16 protein-coding genes are annotated in these 16121 nt (G+C 71.9%); 7 read left to right on the top strand and 9 right to left on the bottom strand.

The genetic code is table 11. The features are described from left to right. Nucleotides 1-9: 9 nt before the first annotated feature. The gene (dxs, locus tag ACLJQE_RS15765; protein ID WP_410639960.1) at nt 10-1920 is read right to left on the bottom strand and encodes a 1-deoxy-D-xylulose-5-phosphate synthase; all 1911 of its coding nucleotides are present in this window, start codon (nt 1918-1920) and stop codon (nt 10-12) included. Between the two features lie 175 nt (nt 1921-2095). On the opposite strand from dxs, the gene ACLJQE_RS15760 reads away from it, so the two are divergent. Further along, a complete protein-coding gene (locus ACLJQE_RS15760) occupies nt 2096-3565 on the top strand; it encodes an aldehyde dehydrogenase family protein (protein ID WP_410639959.1) in 1470 nt (489 codons plus the stop codon). A gap of 206 nt (nt 3566-3771) precedes the next feature. On the opposite strand, the gene ACLJQE_RS15755 is transcribed toward ACLJQE_RS15760, so the two are convergent. Together ACLJQE_RS15755 and ACLJQE_RS15750 are read right to left on the bottom strand one after the other, a co-directional pair. Then, on the bottom strand, nt 3772-4959 hold the full coding sequence (locus ACLJQE_RS15755) for a class I SAM-dependent RNA methyltransferase (RefSeq protein WP_410639958.1): 1188 nt from the start codon (nt 4957-4959) through the stop codon (nt 3772-3774). Next, nucleotides 4956-6989, bottom strand: coding sequence for an APC family permease (locus ACLJQE_RS15750; protein WP_410639956.1), 2034 nt, complete (start codon nt 6987-6989; stop codon nt 4956-4958). Before ACLJQE_RS15750 ends, ACLJQE_RS15755 begins: the two co-directional genes overlap by 4 nt. Nucleotides 6990-7135: 146 nt before the next feature. Between ACLJQE_RS15750 and ACLJQE_RS15745 the strand changes: the two genes are divergently transcribed. Continuing rightward, entirely contained in the window at nt 7136-7801 is a 666-nt protein-coding gene (locus ACLJQE_RS15745; RefSeq protein WP_410639955.1) for a potassium channel family protein, read from the top strand. Next, complete coding sequence (locus ACLJQE_RS15740) at nt 7801-8457, top strand: potassium channel family protein (RefSeq protein WP_364716723.1); 657 nt, start codon at nt 7801-7803, stop codon at nt 8455-8457. Before ACLJQE_RS15745 ends, ACLJQE_RS15740 begins: the two co-directional genes overlap by 1 nt. 155 nt (nt 8458-8612) lie before the next feature. Here ACLJQE_RS15740 and ACLJQE_RS15735 read toward each other — a convergent pair whose 3' ends face one another. Further along, on the bottom strand, nt 8613-9332 hold the full coding sequence (locus ACLJQE_RS15735; RefSeq protein WP_410639954.1) for a DUF3159 domain-containing protein: 720 nt from the start codon (nt 9330-9332) through the stop codon (nt 8613-8615). A 9-nt stretch (nt 9333-9341) separates the two neighbouring features. After that, nucleotides 9342-9722 carry an OB-fold nucleic acid binding domain-containing protein gene (locus ACLJQE_RS15730; RefSeq protein ID WP_410639953.1) on the bottom strand — a complete coding sequence of 127 codons (381 nt, stop codon included), beginning with the start codon at nt 9720-9722 and terminating at the stop codon, nt 9342-9344. Nucleotides 9723-9828: 106 nt separating this feature from the next. Between ACLJQE_RS15730 and ACLJQE_RS15725 the strand changes: the two genes are divergently transcribed. After that, nucleotides 9829-10539 (top strand): alpha/beta fold hydrolase, encoded by a 711-nt coding sequence (locus tag ACLJQE_RS15725; RefSeq protein WP_410639952.1) that lies wholly within the window; start codon nt 9829-9831, stop codon nt 10537-10539. A gap of 54 nt (nt 10540-10593) precedes the next feature. Here ACLJQE_RS15725 and ACLJQE_RS15720 read toward each other — a convergent pair whose 3' ends face one another. Continuing rightward, nucleotides 10594-11259: a DUF3710 domain-containing protein gene (locus ACLJQE_RS15720; protein WP_410639951.1), complete on the bottom strand. Its 666-nt coding sequence runs from the start codon at nt 11257-11259 to the stop codon at nt 10594-10596. Continuing rightward, the gene (gene dut / locus ACLJQE_RS15715; RefSeq protein WP_410639950.1) at nt 11259-11762 is read right to left on the bottom strand and encodes a dUTP diphosphatase; all 504 of its coding nucleotides are present in this window, start codon (nt 11760-11762) and stop codon (nt 11259-11261) included. Before dut ends, ACLJQE_RS15720 begins: the two co-directional genes overlap by 1 nt. Before the next feature lie 24 nt (nt 11763-11786). Here dut and ACLJQE_RS15710 point away from each other — a divergent pair, with 24 nt between their 5' ends. After that, complete coding sequence (locus ACLJQE_RS15710) at nt 11787-12269, top strand: DUF3093 domain-containing protein (RefSeq protein ID WP_410639949.1); 483 nt, start codon at nt 11787-11789, stop codon at nt 12267-12269. 164 nt (nt 12270-12433) lie between these two features. Here ACLJQE_RS15710 and ACLJQE_RS15705 read toward each other — a convergent pair whose 3' ends face one another. After that, nucleotides 12434-12742 (bottom strand): DUF4193 domain-containing protein, encoded by a 309-nt coding sequence (locus ACLJQE_RS15705; protein ID WP_013224476.1) that lies wholly within the window; start codon nt 12740-12742, stop codon nt 12434-12436. A 547-nt stretch (nt 12743-13289) separates the two neighbouring features. On the opposite strand from ACLJQE_RS15705, the gene cei reads away from it, so the two are divergent. Further along, a complete protein-coding gene (gene cei / locus ACLJQE_RS15700) occupies nt 13290-13973 on the top strand; it encodes an envelope integrity protein Cei (protein WP_410639948.1) in 684 nt (227 codons plus the stop codon). Nucleotides 13974-14385: 412 nt separating this feature from the next. Here cei and ACLJQE_RS15695 read toward each other — a convergent pair whose 3' ends face one another. Further along, nucleotides 14386-15204 (bottom strand): inositol monophosphatase family protein, encoded by an 819-nt coding sequence (locus tag ACLJQE_RS15695; protein WP_410639946.1) that lies wholly within the window; start codon nt 15202-15204, stop codon nt 14386-14388. A gap of 64 nt (nt 15205-15268) precedes the next feature. Between ACLJQE_RS15695 and ppgK the strand changes: the two genes are divergently transcribed. Next, nucleotides 15269-16036, top strand: a complete 768-nt coding sequence (ppgK, locus tag ACLJQE_RS15690) for a polyphosphate--glucose phosphotransferase (RefSeq protein ID WP_410640307.1) — start codon at nt 15269-15271, stop codon at nt 16034-16036. Nucleotides 16037-16121: the final 85 nt, after the last annotated feature.

Here is a 16121-nt window from a genome sequence, read left to right as displayed (position 1 = left end):
GACCGCTGCTCAGCTGCGGTCGGCGTTCTTCTTCGCCGGCTCCTCGGAACCCAGCCGGCCGGAGGCCCACTCGGTCACCCGGCGGGCCACGTCCTGCGCGGTGAGCCCGATTCGCCCCAGGACTTCGTCGCGGCTGCCGTGGTCGTGGAACGACTGCGGCACCGCCAGGTCCCGCAGGGGCACGTCGCACTCCGCGTCGCGGAACATGGCGGCCAAGGCCGAGCCGAAGCCGCCGTGGCGGCCGCTGTCCTCGACCGTCACCACCAGCTTGTGCTGCGTGGCCAGCGCCACCAGCTCCGCCGGCACCGGCAGCACCCAGCGCGGGTCCACCACCGTCACGCCGATGCCCTGGTCGGCCAGCCGGGCCGCGGCCGCGAGCCCCAGGGTCGCGAACGCGCCGACCGTCACCAGCAGCACGTCCGCGCCCTCGGCCGGGCGGCGCAGCACGTCGACCGTGCCGATCCGCTCCACCGCCGTCACGTCCGTGCCGACCTTGCCCTTCGAGAACCGCAGCGCCGTCGGCCCGTCGGACACCGCGACCGCCTCGCGCAGCTCCTCGCGCAGCGTCGCCGGGTCGCGCGGAGCCGCCACCCGCATGCCCGGCACCATGCCGAGCAGCGACAGGTCCCACATGCCGTGGTGGCTCGGCCCGTCCGGCCCGGTGATGCCGGCCCGGTCGAGCACCAGCGTCACCGGCAGGCGGTGCAGCGCCACGTCCATCAGCACCTGGTCGAACGCGCGGTTCAGGAACGTCGAGTAGATCGCCACCACCGGGTGCAGCCCGCCCATCGCGAGCCCGGCGGCCGAGGTGACCGCGTGCTGCTCGGCGATGCCGACGTCGTACCAGCGGTCCGGGAACGCCTCGGCGAACTTGTCCAGCCCGGTCGAGCGCAGCATCGCCGCGGTGATCGCGACGACGTCTTCGCGGTCGGCGCCGATCTTCGCCAGCTCGTCGCCGAACACCCCGGTCCAGCTCGGGCCCTTCACCGGCGGCAGGCCGGTCTCCGGGTCGATCGGGTCGGTCTGGTGCATCTGGTCGTGCTCGTTGTTCACCGCGGGCGCGTAGCCGTGCCCCTTCTCGGTGACCACGTGCACGATCACCGCGCCGCCGAACGCCTTCGCGCTCTGGAAGGCCTTCTCCAGCGCCGCCTGGTCGTGGCCGTCGACCGGGCCGAGGTACTTCAGGCCGAGGTCGGAGAACATCGCCTGCGGGCTCAGCGCGTCCTTCAGGCCGGCCTTCGCGGCGTGCAGCGCGGCGTAGATCGGCTTGCCGACGACCGGGGTGTGCTTGAGGATCTCGCGGCCGCCGTCGAGGAGCCGCTCGTAGCCGGGCTGCAGGCGCAGCGCCGCGAGGTGGTCGGCCAGGCCGCCGATGGTCGGCGAGTACGAGCGGCCGTTGTCGTTGATCACGATGACGACCGGGCGGTCCCGGTGCGCGGCGATGTTGTTGAGCGCCTCCCAGCACATGCCGCCGGTGAGCGCGCCGTCGCCGACGACGGCGATCGCGTGCCGCCCGCCGCCCGCCAGCTCGAACGCCTTCGCCAGACCGTCCACATAGGACAGACCGGACGATGCGTGGCTGCTCTCCACCCAGTCGTGCTCACTCTCCGCACGCGACGGGTAACCGGTGACCCCGCCGGTCTGGCGCAGCAGGTCGAAGCCGGCCGCGCGGCCGGTGACGAGCTTGTGCACGTACGCCTGGTGACCGACGTCCCACACGATCGCGTCGCGCGGCGAGTCGAACACGCGGTGCAGCGCCAGGGTCAGCTCGACGACACCGAGGTTCGGCCCCAGGTGGCCGCCCGCCCGGCGAACCTTGTCGACGAGGAAGTCCCGGATCTCGGCGGCCAGTTCGCCGAGGTCCTCGACACTCATGCGCTTCAGGTCCGCCGGTCCGCCCACGGACTCCAGCATCGTCACTCGTCTCCACCTCACTCGCTCGGTTCCGGCCAGTCTACGGAGACCCGCCAGTGCGGGGCCGCAGGCCGCGTCCGGCGTCACAACCGGAGCGCGACCGCACGTCAGCACGCGGGGTGAACCTCGTCTCCCCGCGTCGCTGTGGCGGTCACGCGGCGTGGCCGCGAGAATGGATCACATGGCGGATTTCTTCATCGGCGGCGAATGGGTGGACGCGGTGGACGGCGGACGGCGGGAGATCCGCTGCCCGGCCGACGGGTCCCTGGTCGCGACGGTCGCCGAGGGCACCGCGAAGGACACCGAGGCCGCCATCGCGGCGGCGCGCCGGGCGTTCGACACCGGCCCGTGGCCCGGCACGCCCGCCCACCTGCGCGGCGACCTGCTGCTGCGGGCGGCGGAGCTGCTGGACCGCGACGCGGAGGCGTTCGCCCGCGCGGAGTCGCTCGACACCGGCAAGCGCCTGGTCGAGAGCCGGTACGACATGGCCGACATCGCGGCCTGCCTGCGTTACTTCGGCAAGCTCGCGGCGCAGGACGCCGGGCGCGTCGTCGACACCGGCAGCCCGGACTCGTTCAGCCGGATCGTGCACGAGCCGGTCGGCGTCTGCGGGCTGATCACGCCGTGGAACTACCCGCTGCTGCAGACCGTGTGGAAGATCGCGCCGGCGCTGGCCGCGGGCAACACGTTCGTGCTCAAGCCCAGCGAGCTGACGCCGCACACCGCGATCCTGTTCATGAAGCTGCTCACCGAGGCCGGCCTGCCGCCGGGCGTGGGCAACCTGGTGCTCGGCGCGGGCGCCGAGGCCGGCGCGCCGCTGGCTTCGCACCCGGACGTCGACCTCGTGTCGTTCACCGGCGGGCTGGCGACCGGCAAGGTGATCGCCGCCGCGGCGGCCGCCACGGTCAAGAAGGTGGCGCTGGAGCTGGGCGGGAAGAACCCGAACGTGGTGTTCGCCGACGCCGACTTCGAGACCGCGGTCGACTACGCGCTGACGGCGGTGTTCCTGCACTCCGGCCAGGTGTGCTCGGCGGGCGCGCGGCTGATCGTGCAGCGGGAGTGGCACGACGAGTTCGTCGACGAGCTGGTGCGCCGGGCCGAGCGGATCCGCCTGGGCGGCCCGTTCGACTCGCACGCGGAAACCGGCCCGCTGATCTCGGCGGCGCACCGGGCGAAGGTCGAGGCGTACGTGGCGGCCGCGCTGGCCGAGGGCGCGGTGCTGCGCACGGGCGGCCGCCGTCCGGACGATCCGGCCCTCGCCGACGGCTGCTACTACCTGCCGACCATCCTCGATCGGGTGAAACAGGGTTCGTCGGCGGTCGTCGACGAGTCGTTCGGCCCGGTGCTGACGGTCGAGACGTTCACCGACGAGGACGACGCGGTCCGCATCGCCAACGACACGCACTACGGCCTGGCCGGCGCGGTGTTCACGAACGACGCTTCGCGGGCGCAGCGGGTGGCGGGACGGCTGCGCCACGGGACGGTGTGGATCAACGACTTCCACCCGTACCTGCCCCAGGCCGAGTGGGGCGGCTACAAGCAGTCCGGCTTCGGCCGCGAGCTGGGCCCGACGGGGCTGGCCGAGTACACCGAGGTCAAGCACATCTACCAGAACCTCCGGCCGGCGCCGCAGCGCTGGTTTTCGGGCTGAACACCGTGCGCCGGACCGGCTGAGGCCGCCTCGCGGTGGGGCGGCGGCCCCACCGCACCGGGGTGTGGCCGCCGCTGCGCGCTCGGCGAAGTCGCCCGCTGCCTCGCGGTGGGGCGTCCGGCCTCGCCACACCAGAGCGTGACCGCCCGCGGCGCGCTCGGCGAAGTCGCAGTCATGGGCACAGTGTGCCGACCACCACCGACAATTCAGGAAAGCAGCGCGACGCACTCCACGTGGTGGGTCATCGGGAACGCGTCGAACGCCCGCAGGTCCGTCAGCGAATACCCGTGCGCGGCGAAGGTCGCCACATCGCGCGCCAGCGCCGCCGGGTCGCAGGCCACGTACACGATCCGGTCCGGGGCACCCGCCACGATCGACTCCACGACCGCCTTGCCCGCACCCTTGCGGGGCGGGTCCAGCACCACCACGTCGACCGGCTTGGCCGCCGACGCCAGCTCGTGCTCCACCCGCCCGGCGCGCCACGAGACCTGCGGCAGGTCCGCGAGGTTGCGCTCGCCGTCCGCGACCGCGCGCCGGCCCGACTCGATCGCCAGCACCCGGCCCGAGGCACCGACCTGGGCGGCCAGCACCGACGCGAACAGCCCGACCCCGGCGTAGAGGTCCCAGGCCGACCCGCCCGCCGGCGCCTCGGCCCACTCCCCCACGACCGCGGCGAGCGTCGACGCCGCCGCCGGGTGGACCTGCCAGAAACCGTGCGCGTCGAGACGCCAGTCGCGGCCCGCCGCGTGCTGGACGGCGACCCCGCCGGTCAGCTGCCGCGCCCGCACCTTCCCGCGCACGGTCGAGAGCTCCCGGACGTGCACCCCGCCGTTGCCGTCCTGGGTGACCTCCAGCTCGCTGCCCGGCCGCCAGCGCCGCGCGAGGACGTCGTCGAGCTCGCCCGGAACGGCGATCGGGCAGTCGTCCAGTGCCACCACCCGGTGGCTGTGGTGGGCGCGCAGCCCGGCTCGCCCGTCGTGCCCGGCGACCAGCCGGACCCGGCTGCGCCAGTCCAGCGGCCCGCCGTCGAGGGCCTCCACGACGACGTCCCGCTCGATCCCGGCCAGCCGCCGCAGCTGCTCGGCCACCACCGTGGCCTTCAGCTCGCGCTGGTGGTCCGGCGCCGCGTGCTGCCAGTCGCAGCCGCCGCAGCCGCCCGGCACGGCCAGCGGGCACGGCGGCGGGACCCGGTGCGGCGACGGGACGAGCACCTCGACGGCGTCGCCGCGGCAGAACGAGCCGCCGTTGTCCTCGGTGACTTCGACGCGGACCTGTTCGCCCGGCAGCGCGTGCCGGACGAACACGACCCGTCCTTCCGCACGCGCGACGCAGTGGCCGCCGTGCGCCACCGCGCCGACCTCGACCTCGAGGACGCGGCCCAGCCAGCTGGTCATTCGGCAGGCTCCTTGGGTTTCGGCGTCGCGGCCGGCTTGCCGTTGGGCGAGAACCCGCGGCGGACGTCGCCCGCGGCGGGGCGCTCGTTCCGGACCCGCGCGGCCGCCTTGGCCGACGACTCCAGCTGCCACGGCACGCTCGCCACGATCACGCCGGACTGGAACAGCAGCCGGCCCTTGAGCCGCAACGCGCTCTGGTTGTGCAATACCTGCTCCCACCAGTGCCCGACCACGTATTCCGGGATGAACACGGTGACCACGTTGCGCGGATTGTCACCGCGCACGCGCTTAACGTAATCGAGAACGGGCTTCGTGATTTCCCGGTAGGGCGATTCCACGACCTTCAGCGGCACCTTGAAATTGTGGGCGTCCCACTCGGCGGTCAGCCGGCGGGTGTCGGCATCGTCCACATTGACCGTCACGGCCTCGAGGACGTCCGGGCGCATCGCCTTGGCGTAGGCCAGCGCCCGCAGCGTCGGACGGTGCAATTTGGACACCAGGACGATGGCATGGTTGCGCGAGGGCAGCACGGTCGGGGTGTCGCCGAGGTCCTTCAGCTCTTCGGCCACCCGGTCGTAGTGCCGCCGGATCGCCGTCATCAGCACGTAGATCGCCACCATGGCGGCGATCGCGATCCACGCGCCGAGCAGGAACTTCGTGATCAGCACGATGACCAGCACGGTCGCGGTCATGGTGAGGCCGATCGCGTTCACCGTCTGCGAGCGCCGCATCCGCCGCCGCACGCCCGGATCGGTTTCCTTGGCCAGCAAGCGGTTCCAGTGCCGGATCATGCCGGCCTGGCTGACCGTGAACGACACGAACACGCCCACGATGTAGAGCTGGATGAGCCGGGTCACCTCGGCGTCGAAGGCGATGATCAGCACCAGCGCGAACGCCGCGAGGAACAGGATCCCGTTCGAGAACGCCAGCCGGTCACCGCGGGTGTGCAGCTGCCGCGGCAGGTAGCGGTCCTGCGCCAGGATCGAGCCGAGCACCGGGAAGCCGTTGAACGCGGTGTTCGCGGCCAGCAGCAGGATGATGCCGGTGGAGAAGGAGATGTAGTAGAACGCGGGCGGGAAGTCGGCGAACACCGCGTGCGCGATCTGCGCGACGATCGTCTTCTGCTCGTAGCCCGCGGGCGCCCCGGCGAGCTGCCGCGCCGGGTCCTCGGCGAACTTGACGTCGGTGATGGTGGCCAGGGTGATGATGCCGACCAGCATGGTGACGGCGAGCACGCCCATCAGCAACAGCGTGGTCGCCGCGTTCTTCGACTTGGGCTTCCGGAACGCCGGGACGCCGTTGCTGATCGCCTCGACACCGGTCAGCGCCGCCGCGCCGGAGGAGAACGCCCGCAGCACCAGGAACGCGTACGCCACGCCCGCGAAGGTCCCTTCCGCGTTCAGCGTGAACCCGGCGCTCTCGGCCTTCATCTCGGTGCCGGTGGCGGCCTGGACCAGGCCCCACACGACCATGATGAGGATGCCGACGATGAATCCGTACGTCGGGATCGCGAAGGCCTTGCCGGACTCGCGGAGCCCGCGCAGGTTCAGCGAGGTCAGCACGACGACGATGACGACGGAGGCGAGCACCTTGTGCTGCGCCACCCACGGGACCGCCGAGCCGATGTTGGCCACACCGGACGATGTGGACACTGCGACGGTGAGCACGTAGTCCACGAGCAGCGCGCTCGCCACGGTGAGCCCGAACCGGCCGCCCAGGTTGGTGTTGGCGACCTCGTAGTCGCCGCCGCCGCTCGGGTAGGCGCGCACGTTCTGCCGGTAGGAGGCGACGACGACGAGCATGACCAGGGCGACCATGACGCCGATCCACGGCGCGAGCGCGTACGCCGACAGGCCCGCCACGCTGAGCGTCAAGAAAATTTCTTCGGGCGCGTACGCCACGCTCGAAAGCGCGTCGGAGGCGAAGATCGGCAGCGCGATGCGCTTGGGCAGCAGCGTGTGGGACAGCCGGTCACTGCGGAACGGACGTCCGAGGACCAGGCGTTTCAGCACGGTCGGGAACTTCGACACCTCCGGAGAGTACTGCGGAGCGAAGCTTCTCCGTTGGGGGCGGTGGCGGGAGGACGGTGGAGCCAACCCGAGGCGGGCACGGTAGGTTCGGCGCTGGTGTGTCGGGGGTAGGTACGGACGGGCAACCGCCGAGGAGGAGGCAGGGCGTGCACGTGGTGATCATGGGATGCGGCCGGGTCGGCGCGTCTCTGGCCGCTGCGCTGGAGCGGCTCGGCCACGAGGTGGCCGTCATCGACAAGAGCCAGCAGGCGTTCCGGCGGCTCGGCAGCGACTTCCACGGCCAGCAGGTCGTCGGCGTCGGCTTCGACCGCCGGGTGCTGATCGAGGCGGGCATCGAGCGGGCCGGTGCGTTCGCGGCAGTGTCCAGCGGAGACAATTCCAACATCATTTCGGCGCGGGTCGCGCGCGAGAATTTCGGCATCGAGCACGTCGTCGCGCGAATCTACGACCACAAGCGCGCGGCCGTGTACGAGCGGCTGGGCATCCCGACGGTCGCGACCGTGCCGTGGACCACCGACCGGTTCCTGCGGAGTCTCCTGCCGGACGGCGTCGCGTCGGCGTGGCGGGACCCGTCGGGCAACGTCGCGCTGCTGCAGCTGCCGCTGCACGAGGGCTGGGTCGGGCACACGGTGCGGTCCCTGCAGGAGGCGACCGGCGCGCGGGTGGCGTTCATCATGCGCTTCGGCACGGCGGTGCTGCCGGACAACAAGACGATGGTGCAGGCCGACGACGTCGTGTGGGTCGCCGCGCGCTCGGGCACGGTCAGTGACGTCACGAGCGTGGCGCAGCGCGAACCGGAGGACGAAGACTGATGCGGGTCGCGATTGCCGGCGCGGGTGCCGTCGGCCGTTCCATCGCCGCCGAGCTGATCGACGGCCGCCACCAGGTGATGCTCATCGAGCGGGAGGCCGACCAGTTCGAGCCGCACACCGTCGAGCAGGCCGACTGGGTGCTCGGCGACGCCTGCGAGGTGTCGATCCTGGAGGAGTCCGGGATCGAGCAGTGCGACGTCGTCATCGCCGCGACCGGCGACGACAAGGCCAACCTGGTGGTGTCCCTGCTGGCCAAGACGGAGTTCGCGGTGCGGCGCGTGGTGGCCAGGGTGAACAACCCGGCCAACGAGTGGCTGTTCACCGACGCCTGGGGCGTCGACGTCGCGGTCTCGACCCCGCGGATGCTGGCGGCGATGGTCGAGGAGGCGGTGAGCGTCGGCGACCTGGTGCGGCTGATGACGTTCCGCCAGAGCAACGCGAACCTGGTCGAGCTGACGCTGCCGGCGGAGACCCCGCTGGCCGGGAAGCCGGTGAGCGAACTGTCCCTGCCGCGCGACGCGGCGCTGGTCACGATCCTGCGGGGTGACCGGGTGATCGTGCCGCAGCCGGAGGACCCGCTGGAGCCGGGGGACGAACTGCTGTTCGTGGCGACCGCGGACGTCGAGCCGGAGATCCGGACGGCGCTCGGGTACTGAGACCGGCGAGAAGGCCCCCGGCGGGTTCGCCGGGGGCTTTTCGTGGCTTTGACCCGGCGGCGGCGCGGCGGGTGACGCGGCAGTGACGCGGCGGCGCGGCAAAAACTGTCGGTGCCTGCCGGTAGAGTGGATAACGGGGGGCGCCCCCGCGCGGGTCAGGCTTCCGGAGCTGCGTACTTCTGGCGCAGCCGGGCTTCGACTTCCGCGTCGGTCTCCGGGGTGGGTTCTTCCTCGGCCATGGCCTTCAGGCGCTTGTCCGACCGCCGGACCGCCCACACGACCACCAGCAGGCCCAGCGCGTACAGCGGGTACCCCATCGCGATCTTCGCGAAGGCCAGCCAGCCGGTGTAGTCCTCCTGGTAGAGCCACCGCTGCACGATGAACCGCGCGGCGAAGATCGCCGCCATGGCCAGCGTCGCGATGTCGTAGCCGTAGCGGGACGGCTTGTCCTTGCGCCACGCCTGGCCGGTGCCGTTGAGCAGGTTCCAGACCACGCCCGCGATCGGACGGCGCACCACCACCGACAGCACGAAGATGCCGCAGTAGATCAAGCTGGCGTAGATCCCGAACAGGAAGAACCCCTTCGCCGACCCCGTCCGGTAGGCGATGAACGCCGCGATCGCGACGCCGAAGAACCCCGAGATCGCCGGCTGCAGGGGCTCCTTGCGGACCAGCCGCAGCACCGTGATGGCCACCGCGCTGCCGATCGACGTCCAGATGGCCGCGGTCAGCCCGAAGAACGAGTTGGCCAGCACGAAGACGATCACCGGCACCGAGGAGTAGATCAGGCCGGACACGCCGCCCATCTGCTCCAGCAGGGTTGGCTGCGGCTCTTCCGAACCGGTCTTCTTCTCGCTCGAGGCGGGTTCAGTCACGATGGGTGATCAACTCACTGGGCTCTGGAGCTCGTAATAGGGGTTGTACAGCACCTTCTGGCCGGCACGCTCGGCCATCCGGCCGCGCACCTTGATCGTCCGGCCCGGCTCGATGCCCGCGATCCGGCGGCGGCCGAGCCAGATTAGCGTCACGCCCTGTGTCCCGTCGAACAGCTCGGCCTCCAGCGTGGCGGCTTCGTTCGTCGGGCAGAGCTCGACACTGCGGAGCCGCCCCATCACGGTGACCTCTTCGCCGGAGCGGCAGTCACAGGCCCGCTGCGCCCCTTCGGCGCCCGACCTCATCGACATTTCGTCGGCGTCGAGATCCTCGACGTCGCTGGTCAGCTTGCGAACCAACCGGCTGAAGTAGCCGCCGTCTTTGGCGGACATAGGTGCTCCTGTGCTCCGGGGCCCCGACGTGGTGGATGCGGCCCGTGCGATTTCCAGCGTAGCTGCGGTCCCCGCCAGGGAAACGCCTTTGCGCAAGGATTGCAACGTGACGTCCGCAATCAGAGTTCCCGTCGCGGTGCTGCTGCCCGGTACCGGCTCGGACGAGGTGTTCGTCCGATCCGTCTTCGCGGGGCCGCTGCGTGCCCTCGGTGTCCCGCTCATCGCGCCACCGCCACCCGCGGGCGCGGCACTCGCCGAGGGCTACCTGGCGACGCTGGACGCGCTGGCCGACGAGCACGGCGAACTCCTCGTGGGCGGCATCTCCTTCGGTGCTCACCTCGCCACCGAGTGGGCGGTGCGCCACCCGGCCCGTTGCGGGGGCCTGCTGGCCGCCCTCCCGGCCTGGAACGGCGTCCCGGGCCCGGCACCCGCCGCGCTGGCCGCGACGCTGACGGCGGATCTGGTGGCCGCTTCCGGCGTCGACGCGGCACTGGCGCAGACCGCGGGCAGCCCGGACTGGCTGCGGGCGGAACTGGACCGGGCGTGGCGCCGTCACGGCGACGGCCTCGCCGCCGGTCTGCGTGCCGCGGCGAGCCGCCCCTCCCCCACCCTCGGCGAGCTCGCGGACCTGGCCGTCCCGGCCGGCATCGGCACCTGCACGGACGACCCGATCCACCCGACGAAAGTCGCATCGGAGTGGGCGGGCGCACTCCCCCGCGCCGTCCTCGGCGAGACGACGCTCACGGCACTGGGCGCGGACCGCGAGTCCCTCGGCCGGGCGACCGTCCTCGCGTTCCTGAAGGCGCTGCGGTCCTGAACGCGCCGAAGGCCGCCACCGGGAGTCCGGTGGCGGCCTTCGGCAGGGAGAACGTCAGCCCTGCTCCTGCTGGGCCGCGATGTGCTCGGCGACCGCCTCGGGCAGCGTGATGGTCAGCGGGGTCCGGACCGGCATCGGTGCGTCGCCGCGGTCGACGATGGTCCGCCGGACGATCTCGCGCAGCACCTCGACGGCGGCCGCGGCCTCCGACTGGGGTCCGGCGATGACGCCGCGCAGCATCCAGCGCGGCCGGTCGACGCCGACGAAGCGCAGGGCGACGTCGCCGATGATGGCCGAGATCTCCAGGCCCCACACGCCGCGGCCGAGGGTGACCTTGGCGCCGTCGGCCCGCAGCTGGTCGGCCAGCTCGGAGCTGACCTCCCGCCACAGCCCGCCCGAGCGCGGCGCGGCGTACGCGCTGACCGTGATCTGGCCCTGCTCGGTGACGACGTGCACGGCCCGCACGCCACCGGCCTCCGGGTCCATTTCGACCTGGACCTGGGAACCGTCGGGCACCGGCACCTTCACCGAGCCGAGGTCGATCCGCGGGATGCCGTCGTCGGAGAAGTCCGCGACGTCGTACGGGCCGTCGGAGACGTCCGACAGCTCCGAGCCGTCCTCGCCGTACCCCTCGTCCTCGAAAGTGTCGTCGGCCTCGGGCGCGGCGTGCCGTCCGGCGGACCCGCCCTCGGTCCGCCGCTTGCGTCCGAAAATCCCCACTACTTCTCCGTTCCTTCCCCCGTGGCGGCGCTCGCGGCGAGCGCCGGTGTTCCCAGTGTGGCGTGTCCACCCGTGGAGCCGTAGCCTCCGTCGCCCCGCTCGGTCGCGTCGAGCCGGTCGACCTCGACGAACTCCGCGTGCTCGACCCGCTGCACGACCAGCTGGGCGATGCGGTCGCCGCGCGTCAGCTCCAGCGGGTGCACCGGGTCGTGGTTGATCAGGCACACCTTGATCTCGCCGCGGTAGCCCGAGTCGATCGTGCCCGGGGTGTTCACCACCGAAAGGCCGGCCCGGGCGGCCAGGCCGGACCGCGGGTGGACGAACCCCGCGTACCCGGGCGGGAGCGCGATCGCGACGCCGGTGCCGACGACGCCGCGTTCCCCGGGTCGCAGCACGATATCCGAGGTGGTGACGAGATCGGCGCCCGCGTCGCCCGGTCGGGCGTAGGCGGGCAGCGGGACATCCGGATCGAGCCGGGAGAGGAGTACCTGAACGCTGGACACGGGCGGCGAGATTACTCTCTACCCGTGGGTGAATCAGCGAAGACGGCCGCGAACGCCACGGTCCGGCACTCGGAGCGGCTCTACGTCCCGTGGTGGGGCTGGCCGCTGCCGGTGCTGGGGGCCGTCCTGCTCGCGGCGGAGATCGACCTCGGGTACCCGGGGATCCGGGCGTGGCTGCCGTACGTGATCGCGCTGCCGGTCGTCGTGGCGCTGCTGCTGTCCCTGGGCCGGTCGAAGGTCCGGATCACCGGCGGTGACGAGCCGGAACTGTGGGTCGGCGACGCGCACCTGCCGCTGCGGTACGCCGGGGAGGTGGAGATCTTCGACAAGGAAGCCAAGCGCAAGGCACTGGGGCGCGACGGCGACCCGGCGGCCTACGTGCTGCACCGCGGCTGGGTCGGCCCGGTCGTGAAGGTCCACCTCACCGACGAGAACGACCCGACGCCGTACTGGCTGTTCAGCACCCGGCACCCCGAGCGCGTCGCCGAGCTGCTCAAGAGCTCCTGACCAGGCGCCGGCCCCCTCAGGACAGGGAAGGGGGCCGGCCTGCCGGCCGGCCCCCTTGTCCCCAGCGCGCTTCGAGCCTCCCCCTCACCGCTTCTCGAGCACTGTCCTCGAGGCTCTCCGTCGCGTCTGTTCGTTCCCCGTGTCCGAGAACCCCTCTGCGTTTCTCAGGCGCAGTCGCGGCAGATCAAGCGTCCGCCGTTGTCCTCGGCCAGCCGGCTGCGGTGGTGCACCAGGAAGCACACGGAGCAGGTGAACTCGTCCGCCTGCTTCGGCACCACCTTCACGGTCATGTCCTCACCGGAAAGCCCGGAGAGGTCGGCACCCGGCAGCTCGAAGTTCTCGGCGGTCGCGTCCTCGTCGACGTCGACGACGCCGGACTGGTTCTCGTTCCGCCGGGCCTTGAGCTCCTCCAACGAGTCTTCGGCCAGCTCGTCGGCTTCGCTGCGGCGCGGAGCGTCGTAGTCGGTAGCCATGTGTCCCTCACCCCTGCGATCAGCTTGTGTAGTCGTTTTCCCGGACTCCCGGATGCGCCCGCGAGTCCGCCGTGCCGCTGGTCAACGTTCCAGGGCCTCTGTTTGTGCCCGACGGCCGAAGTGACCGAGGTCTCTTCTTTTCGCGCCTCTTCCTGCGGCCGGAGCCCGGGAAGGGTAGCTCACCGCTGTCCGGGTTCTGCAACGAGTCAGACATTGCCGGGGATTCGTCACCCGACAGGGGGAACCCGCAGGTAAGACGCGTTGTCGTCTGTTCGGGTTGCGCGCAGGTGGAGAACTTCACGCACGACCCGCGTGTGCTTGCCCCCGTCGGCCCCGGCGTGGTGCGATCGCTGTCACGGGAATCGGCCCGGCAGGGGTGTTCCGGGGGTCCGGGTGGCTCTGGGTAGCGGAGTCCCGGCCGGGGCGAGGCCCCGGGTGTTCCAGGGTGACCCTGGACGCCGCGCGCCGGCCGCAACGCCTAGGCTGATCGGCCTCGACGGTGCCCGGTTCGCACGGTCGGTTTCGGTGTTCGGGAAGGGACGGGCAGGTGGCGTCGGGGAACGGCATCGGGGACCGTGGGACGCGGCCGTATCGCAAGCACAAGCCGCTGCCGGCGCTGATCGTCATCGGCGTGCTCGCCGTCGGCGCGATCGTCGTCTGGGTGAACGCCGCGATCGGCAAGGGCGACATCGACGAGGCCGTCAAGTGCGACCCGCCCGCGAGCCCGCCGCCGGGCGTCACGTTCAGCACCCTGCCCCACAACGCGCTCGACGACCGCGTGCCCATCCCGCCGGACAAAGTCGCCTACCGCGTCCTCAACGCCTCGGGCAGCCGCGGCCAGGGCGGCATCACGACGACGGCACTGCGCGAGCTCGGCTTCAGCGGCGCCGCCGAACCGGCCAACGACCCGGCGTACGAGAACCGCGAGGCCAAGTGCCGCGGCCAGATCCGCTTCGGCGAGAACGGCGTCACCGCGGCCCGGACGCTCAGCCTGGTGGTGCCGTGCGCCGAACTGGTCCAGGACAACCGCAAGGACGCGAGCGTCGACGTGGTGACGGGCACCCTCTTCGGCGACCTGCGGCCCCGCGCCGAAGCCCGCCAGGTCATCACCCAGCTCGCCGACTGGTCCAAGGCCCACCAGGGCGGCGGCGGCAACGAGCAGTCCGCGGGCGCGAAGGCCCCGGTCGTCGACCAGACCCTGCTGGCCTCGGCCCGCGACGCCGCCTGCTGACCCGGCACCGGACACCGCCGACCCCGACGCTGCCCACCGCGCCGCGGGGGCGCCCCCCGTTTTCCACGCTACCGGAGGGCACCGACATTTCCGGCCGCTCCGCCTGAAGAGCCTGCACCGCAAGGGCCTGCTCGCGACCACGAGCGGCGGATTGCGAACCGGAACAGTCGGCTGACGTACCCGGACGGTCGGACCGCGTACCTGAACGGTCGGCTTGCGTACCGGAAGGGTCGGCTGGCGAGTCGGCTCTCCCATCACGCGAGCCGACGCCGCAGTCACGCGAGTCGACCCGCGAATCACGCGAGTCGACCCTCCAGTCACGCGAACCGACGCGTCAAGGACGCGAACCGACGCTCCGGGTACGCCGGCCGACGCTCCGGGTACGTGACTCGTCCCGGTCGCCGGGACCCGCTCACACCTCCGCTGCGCCGCAGTCGGCCAGGACCTTCCGCAGCGGGTCCGCGATCGACGGTGCCGCCGCGTACGTCGCGTCCGCACCCAGCTCCGGGGCCGCGCCGGGGACGAACACCTCCGCGCCCGCCTCGGCCGCGATCAACGCCCCCGCGGCCCAGTCCCAGCGGCTGAGCCCGTGCTCCACGTACGCGTCCAGCCAGCCCGCCGCCACCGCGCACAGGTCCAGCGACGCCGCCCCGTTGCGGCGGATGTCCCGCACCCGGCCCAGCAGCGACGCCGCGAACCGCGACTGCCGCGTCCGCCGCTCCGGCGCGTACGCGAAACCGGTTCCGACCAACGTCACCTCCAACGCGGACGGCGCCGACACCGCCAGCCGCCGTCCGTCCAGGAACGCGCCCTGGCCGCGGGCCGCCGACCAGACGCGGCCGCTCGCCGGCTCCACCACCGCTCCGGCCACCGACACGCCGCCGACCTGGGCGGCCACCGAGACCGCGAACCACGGCAGCCCGTAGAGGAAGTTGACCGTCCCGTCGATCGGGTCGACCACCCACGTGACGCCGTCGCCCGCGGCGCCGCCGCCCTCCTCGCCCAGCACCGGCTCCCCCGGCCGCAGCGAGGCCAGCCGATCCCGCACCAGGCGTTCGGATTCGTGGTCCACCGCGGTCACCACGTCGGTGGCCCCGGACTTGGTGCCCACGGCCACCGCACGGCCCGCCGCCATGCCTTCCCAGGCCTCGCGGACCAGCTCGGCGGCTTCCGTCGCGACCTGCACCGCGACGCTTTTCAGCAACGACTCGTCAGCTCCCACGTCCGACATGTCACCACATCCGGTTAAAGTCTCCGAGGCAGGCTTCTGAATCGTGCGAGAAGGGACCACGTCCGTGGTGGAGGCGACCCGCCGAGGTTTCGGCATCGACATCGGCGGCAGCGGGATCAAGGGCGCCTTGGTCGACCTGGACTCCGGCCAGCTCATCGGCGACCGCATCCGGATCGAGACGCCGAAGCCGTCCACGCCCTCGGCGGTGGCGGACGTCGTACACGACATCGTCACGCAGGCGGGCTGGGACGGCCCGGTCGGCGTGACCCTGCCTGCGGTCGTCAAGAAGGGCGTCGCGCACACCGCGGCCAACATCGACAAGCAGTGGATCGGCACCGACGCCGACGCGCTGTTCGCCAAGCGGCTCGGCCGGAGCGTCGACCAGATCGCGATGCTCAACGACGCCGACGCGGCGGGCATGGCGGAGATCCGCTTCGGCGACCCGGTCGCGCGCAAGGGCGTCACCGCGCTGCTCACCTTCGGCACCGGCATCGGCAGCGCGGTGTTCCAGGACGGCAAGCTCGTCCCCAACACCGAGTTCGGCCACCTCGAGATCGACGGCCACGACGCCGAGAAGCGCGCGGCCGCTTCGGTGAAGGACAACGAGGGGCTCTCCTACCCCGAATGGGCCAAGCGCGTGCACCGTTACCTGACCGTGCTGGAGAACCTCATCTGGCCCGATCTGTTCATCGTCGGCGGCGGGGTCAGCAAGAAGTCCGAGAAATGGGTGCCGCTGCTGGACATCCGCACTCCGGTGCTGGTGGCGAGCCTGCAGAACAACGCCGGCATCGTGGGCGCGGCGGCCGCCGCGGCGGAGGGCATCGAGCACTGAAACGACCCTGAGGGTGATCGCTTCGCACCGCATGCGCGTACCGTCGTTACAATGGAACACGGCCCACGGCTGCGGAGGGCAAAAC

Source organism: Amycolatopsis sp. lyj-346 (assembly GCF_046548975.1).
Taxonomy (GTDB): domain Bacteria; phylum Actinomycetota; class Actinomycetes; order Mycobacteriales; family Pseudonocardiaceae; genus Amycolatopsis.
Note: the sequence above shows the minus strand (reverse complement) of the source record. Positions and strands in the feature narration are given on the sequence as shown.

Excerpts from the sequence above, each read along its gene's own strand:
- ACLJQE_RS15760 (WP_410639959.1), top strand. The coding sequence starts at position 2,096 with ATGGCGGATTTCTTCATCGGCGGCGAATGGGTGGACGCGGTGGACGGC.
- ACLJQE_RS15755 (WP_410639958.1), bottom strand. The coding sequence starts at position 4,959 with ATGACCAGCTGGCTGGGCCGCGTCCTCGAGGTCGAGGTCGGCGCGGTG.
- ACLJQE_RS15740 (WP_364716723.1), top strand. The coding sequence starts at position 7,801 with ATGCGGGTCGCGATTGCCGGCGCGGGTGCCGTCGGCCGTTCCATCGCC.
- ACLJQE_RS15730 (WP_410639953.1), bottom strand. The coding sequence starts at position 9,722 with ATGTCCGCCAAAGACGGCGGCTACTTCAGCCGGTTGGTTCGCAAGCTG.
- ACLJQE_RS15705 (WP_013224476.1), bottom strand. The coding sequence starts at position 12,742 with ATGGCTACCGACTACGACGCTCCGCGCCGCAGCGAAGCCGACGAGCTG.
- ACLJQE_RS15695 (WP_410639946.1), bottom strand. The coding sequence starts at position 15,204 with ATGTCGGACGTGGGAGCTGACGAGTCGTTGCTGAAAAGCGTCGCGGTG.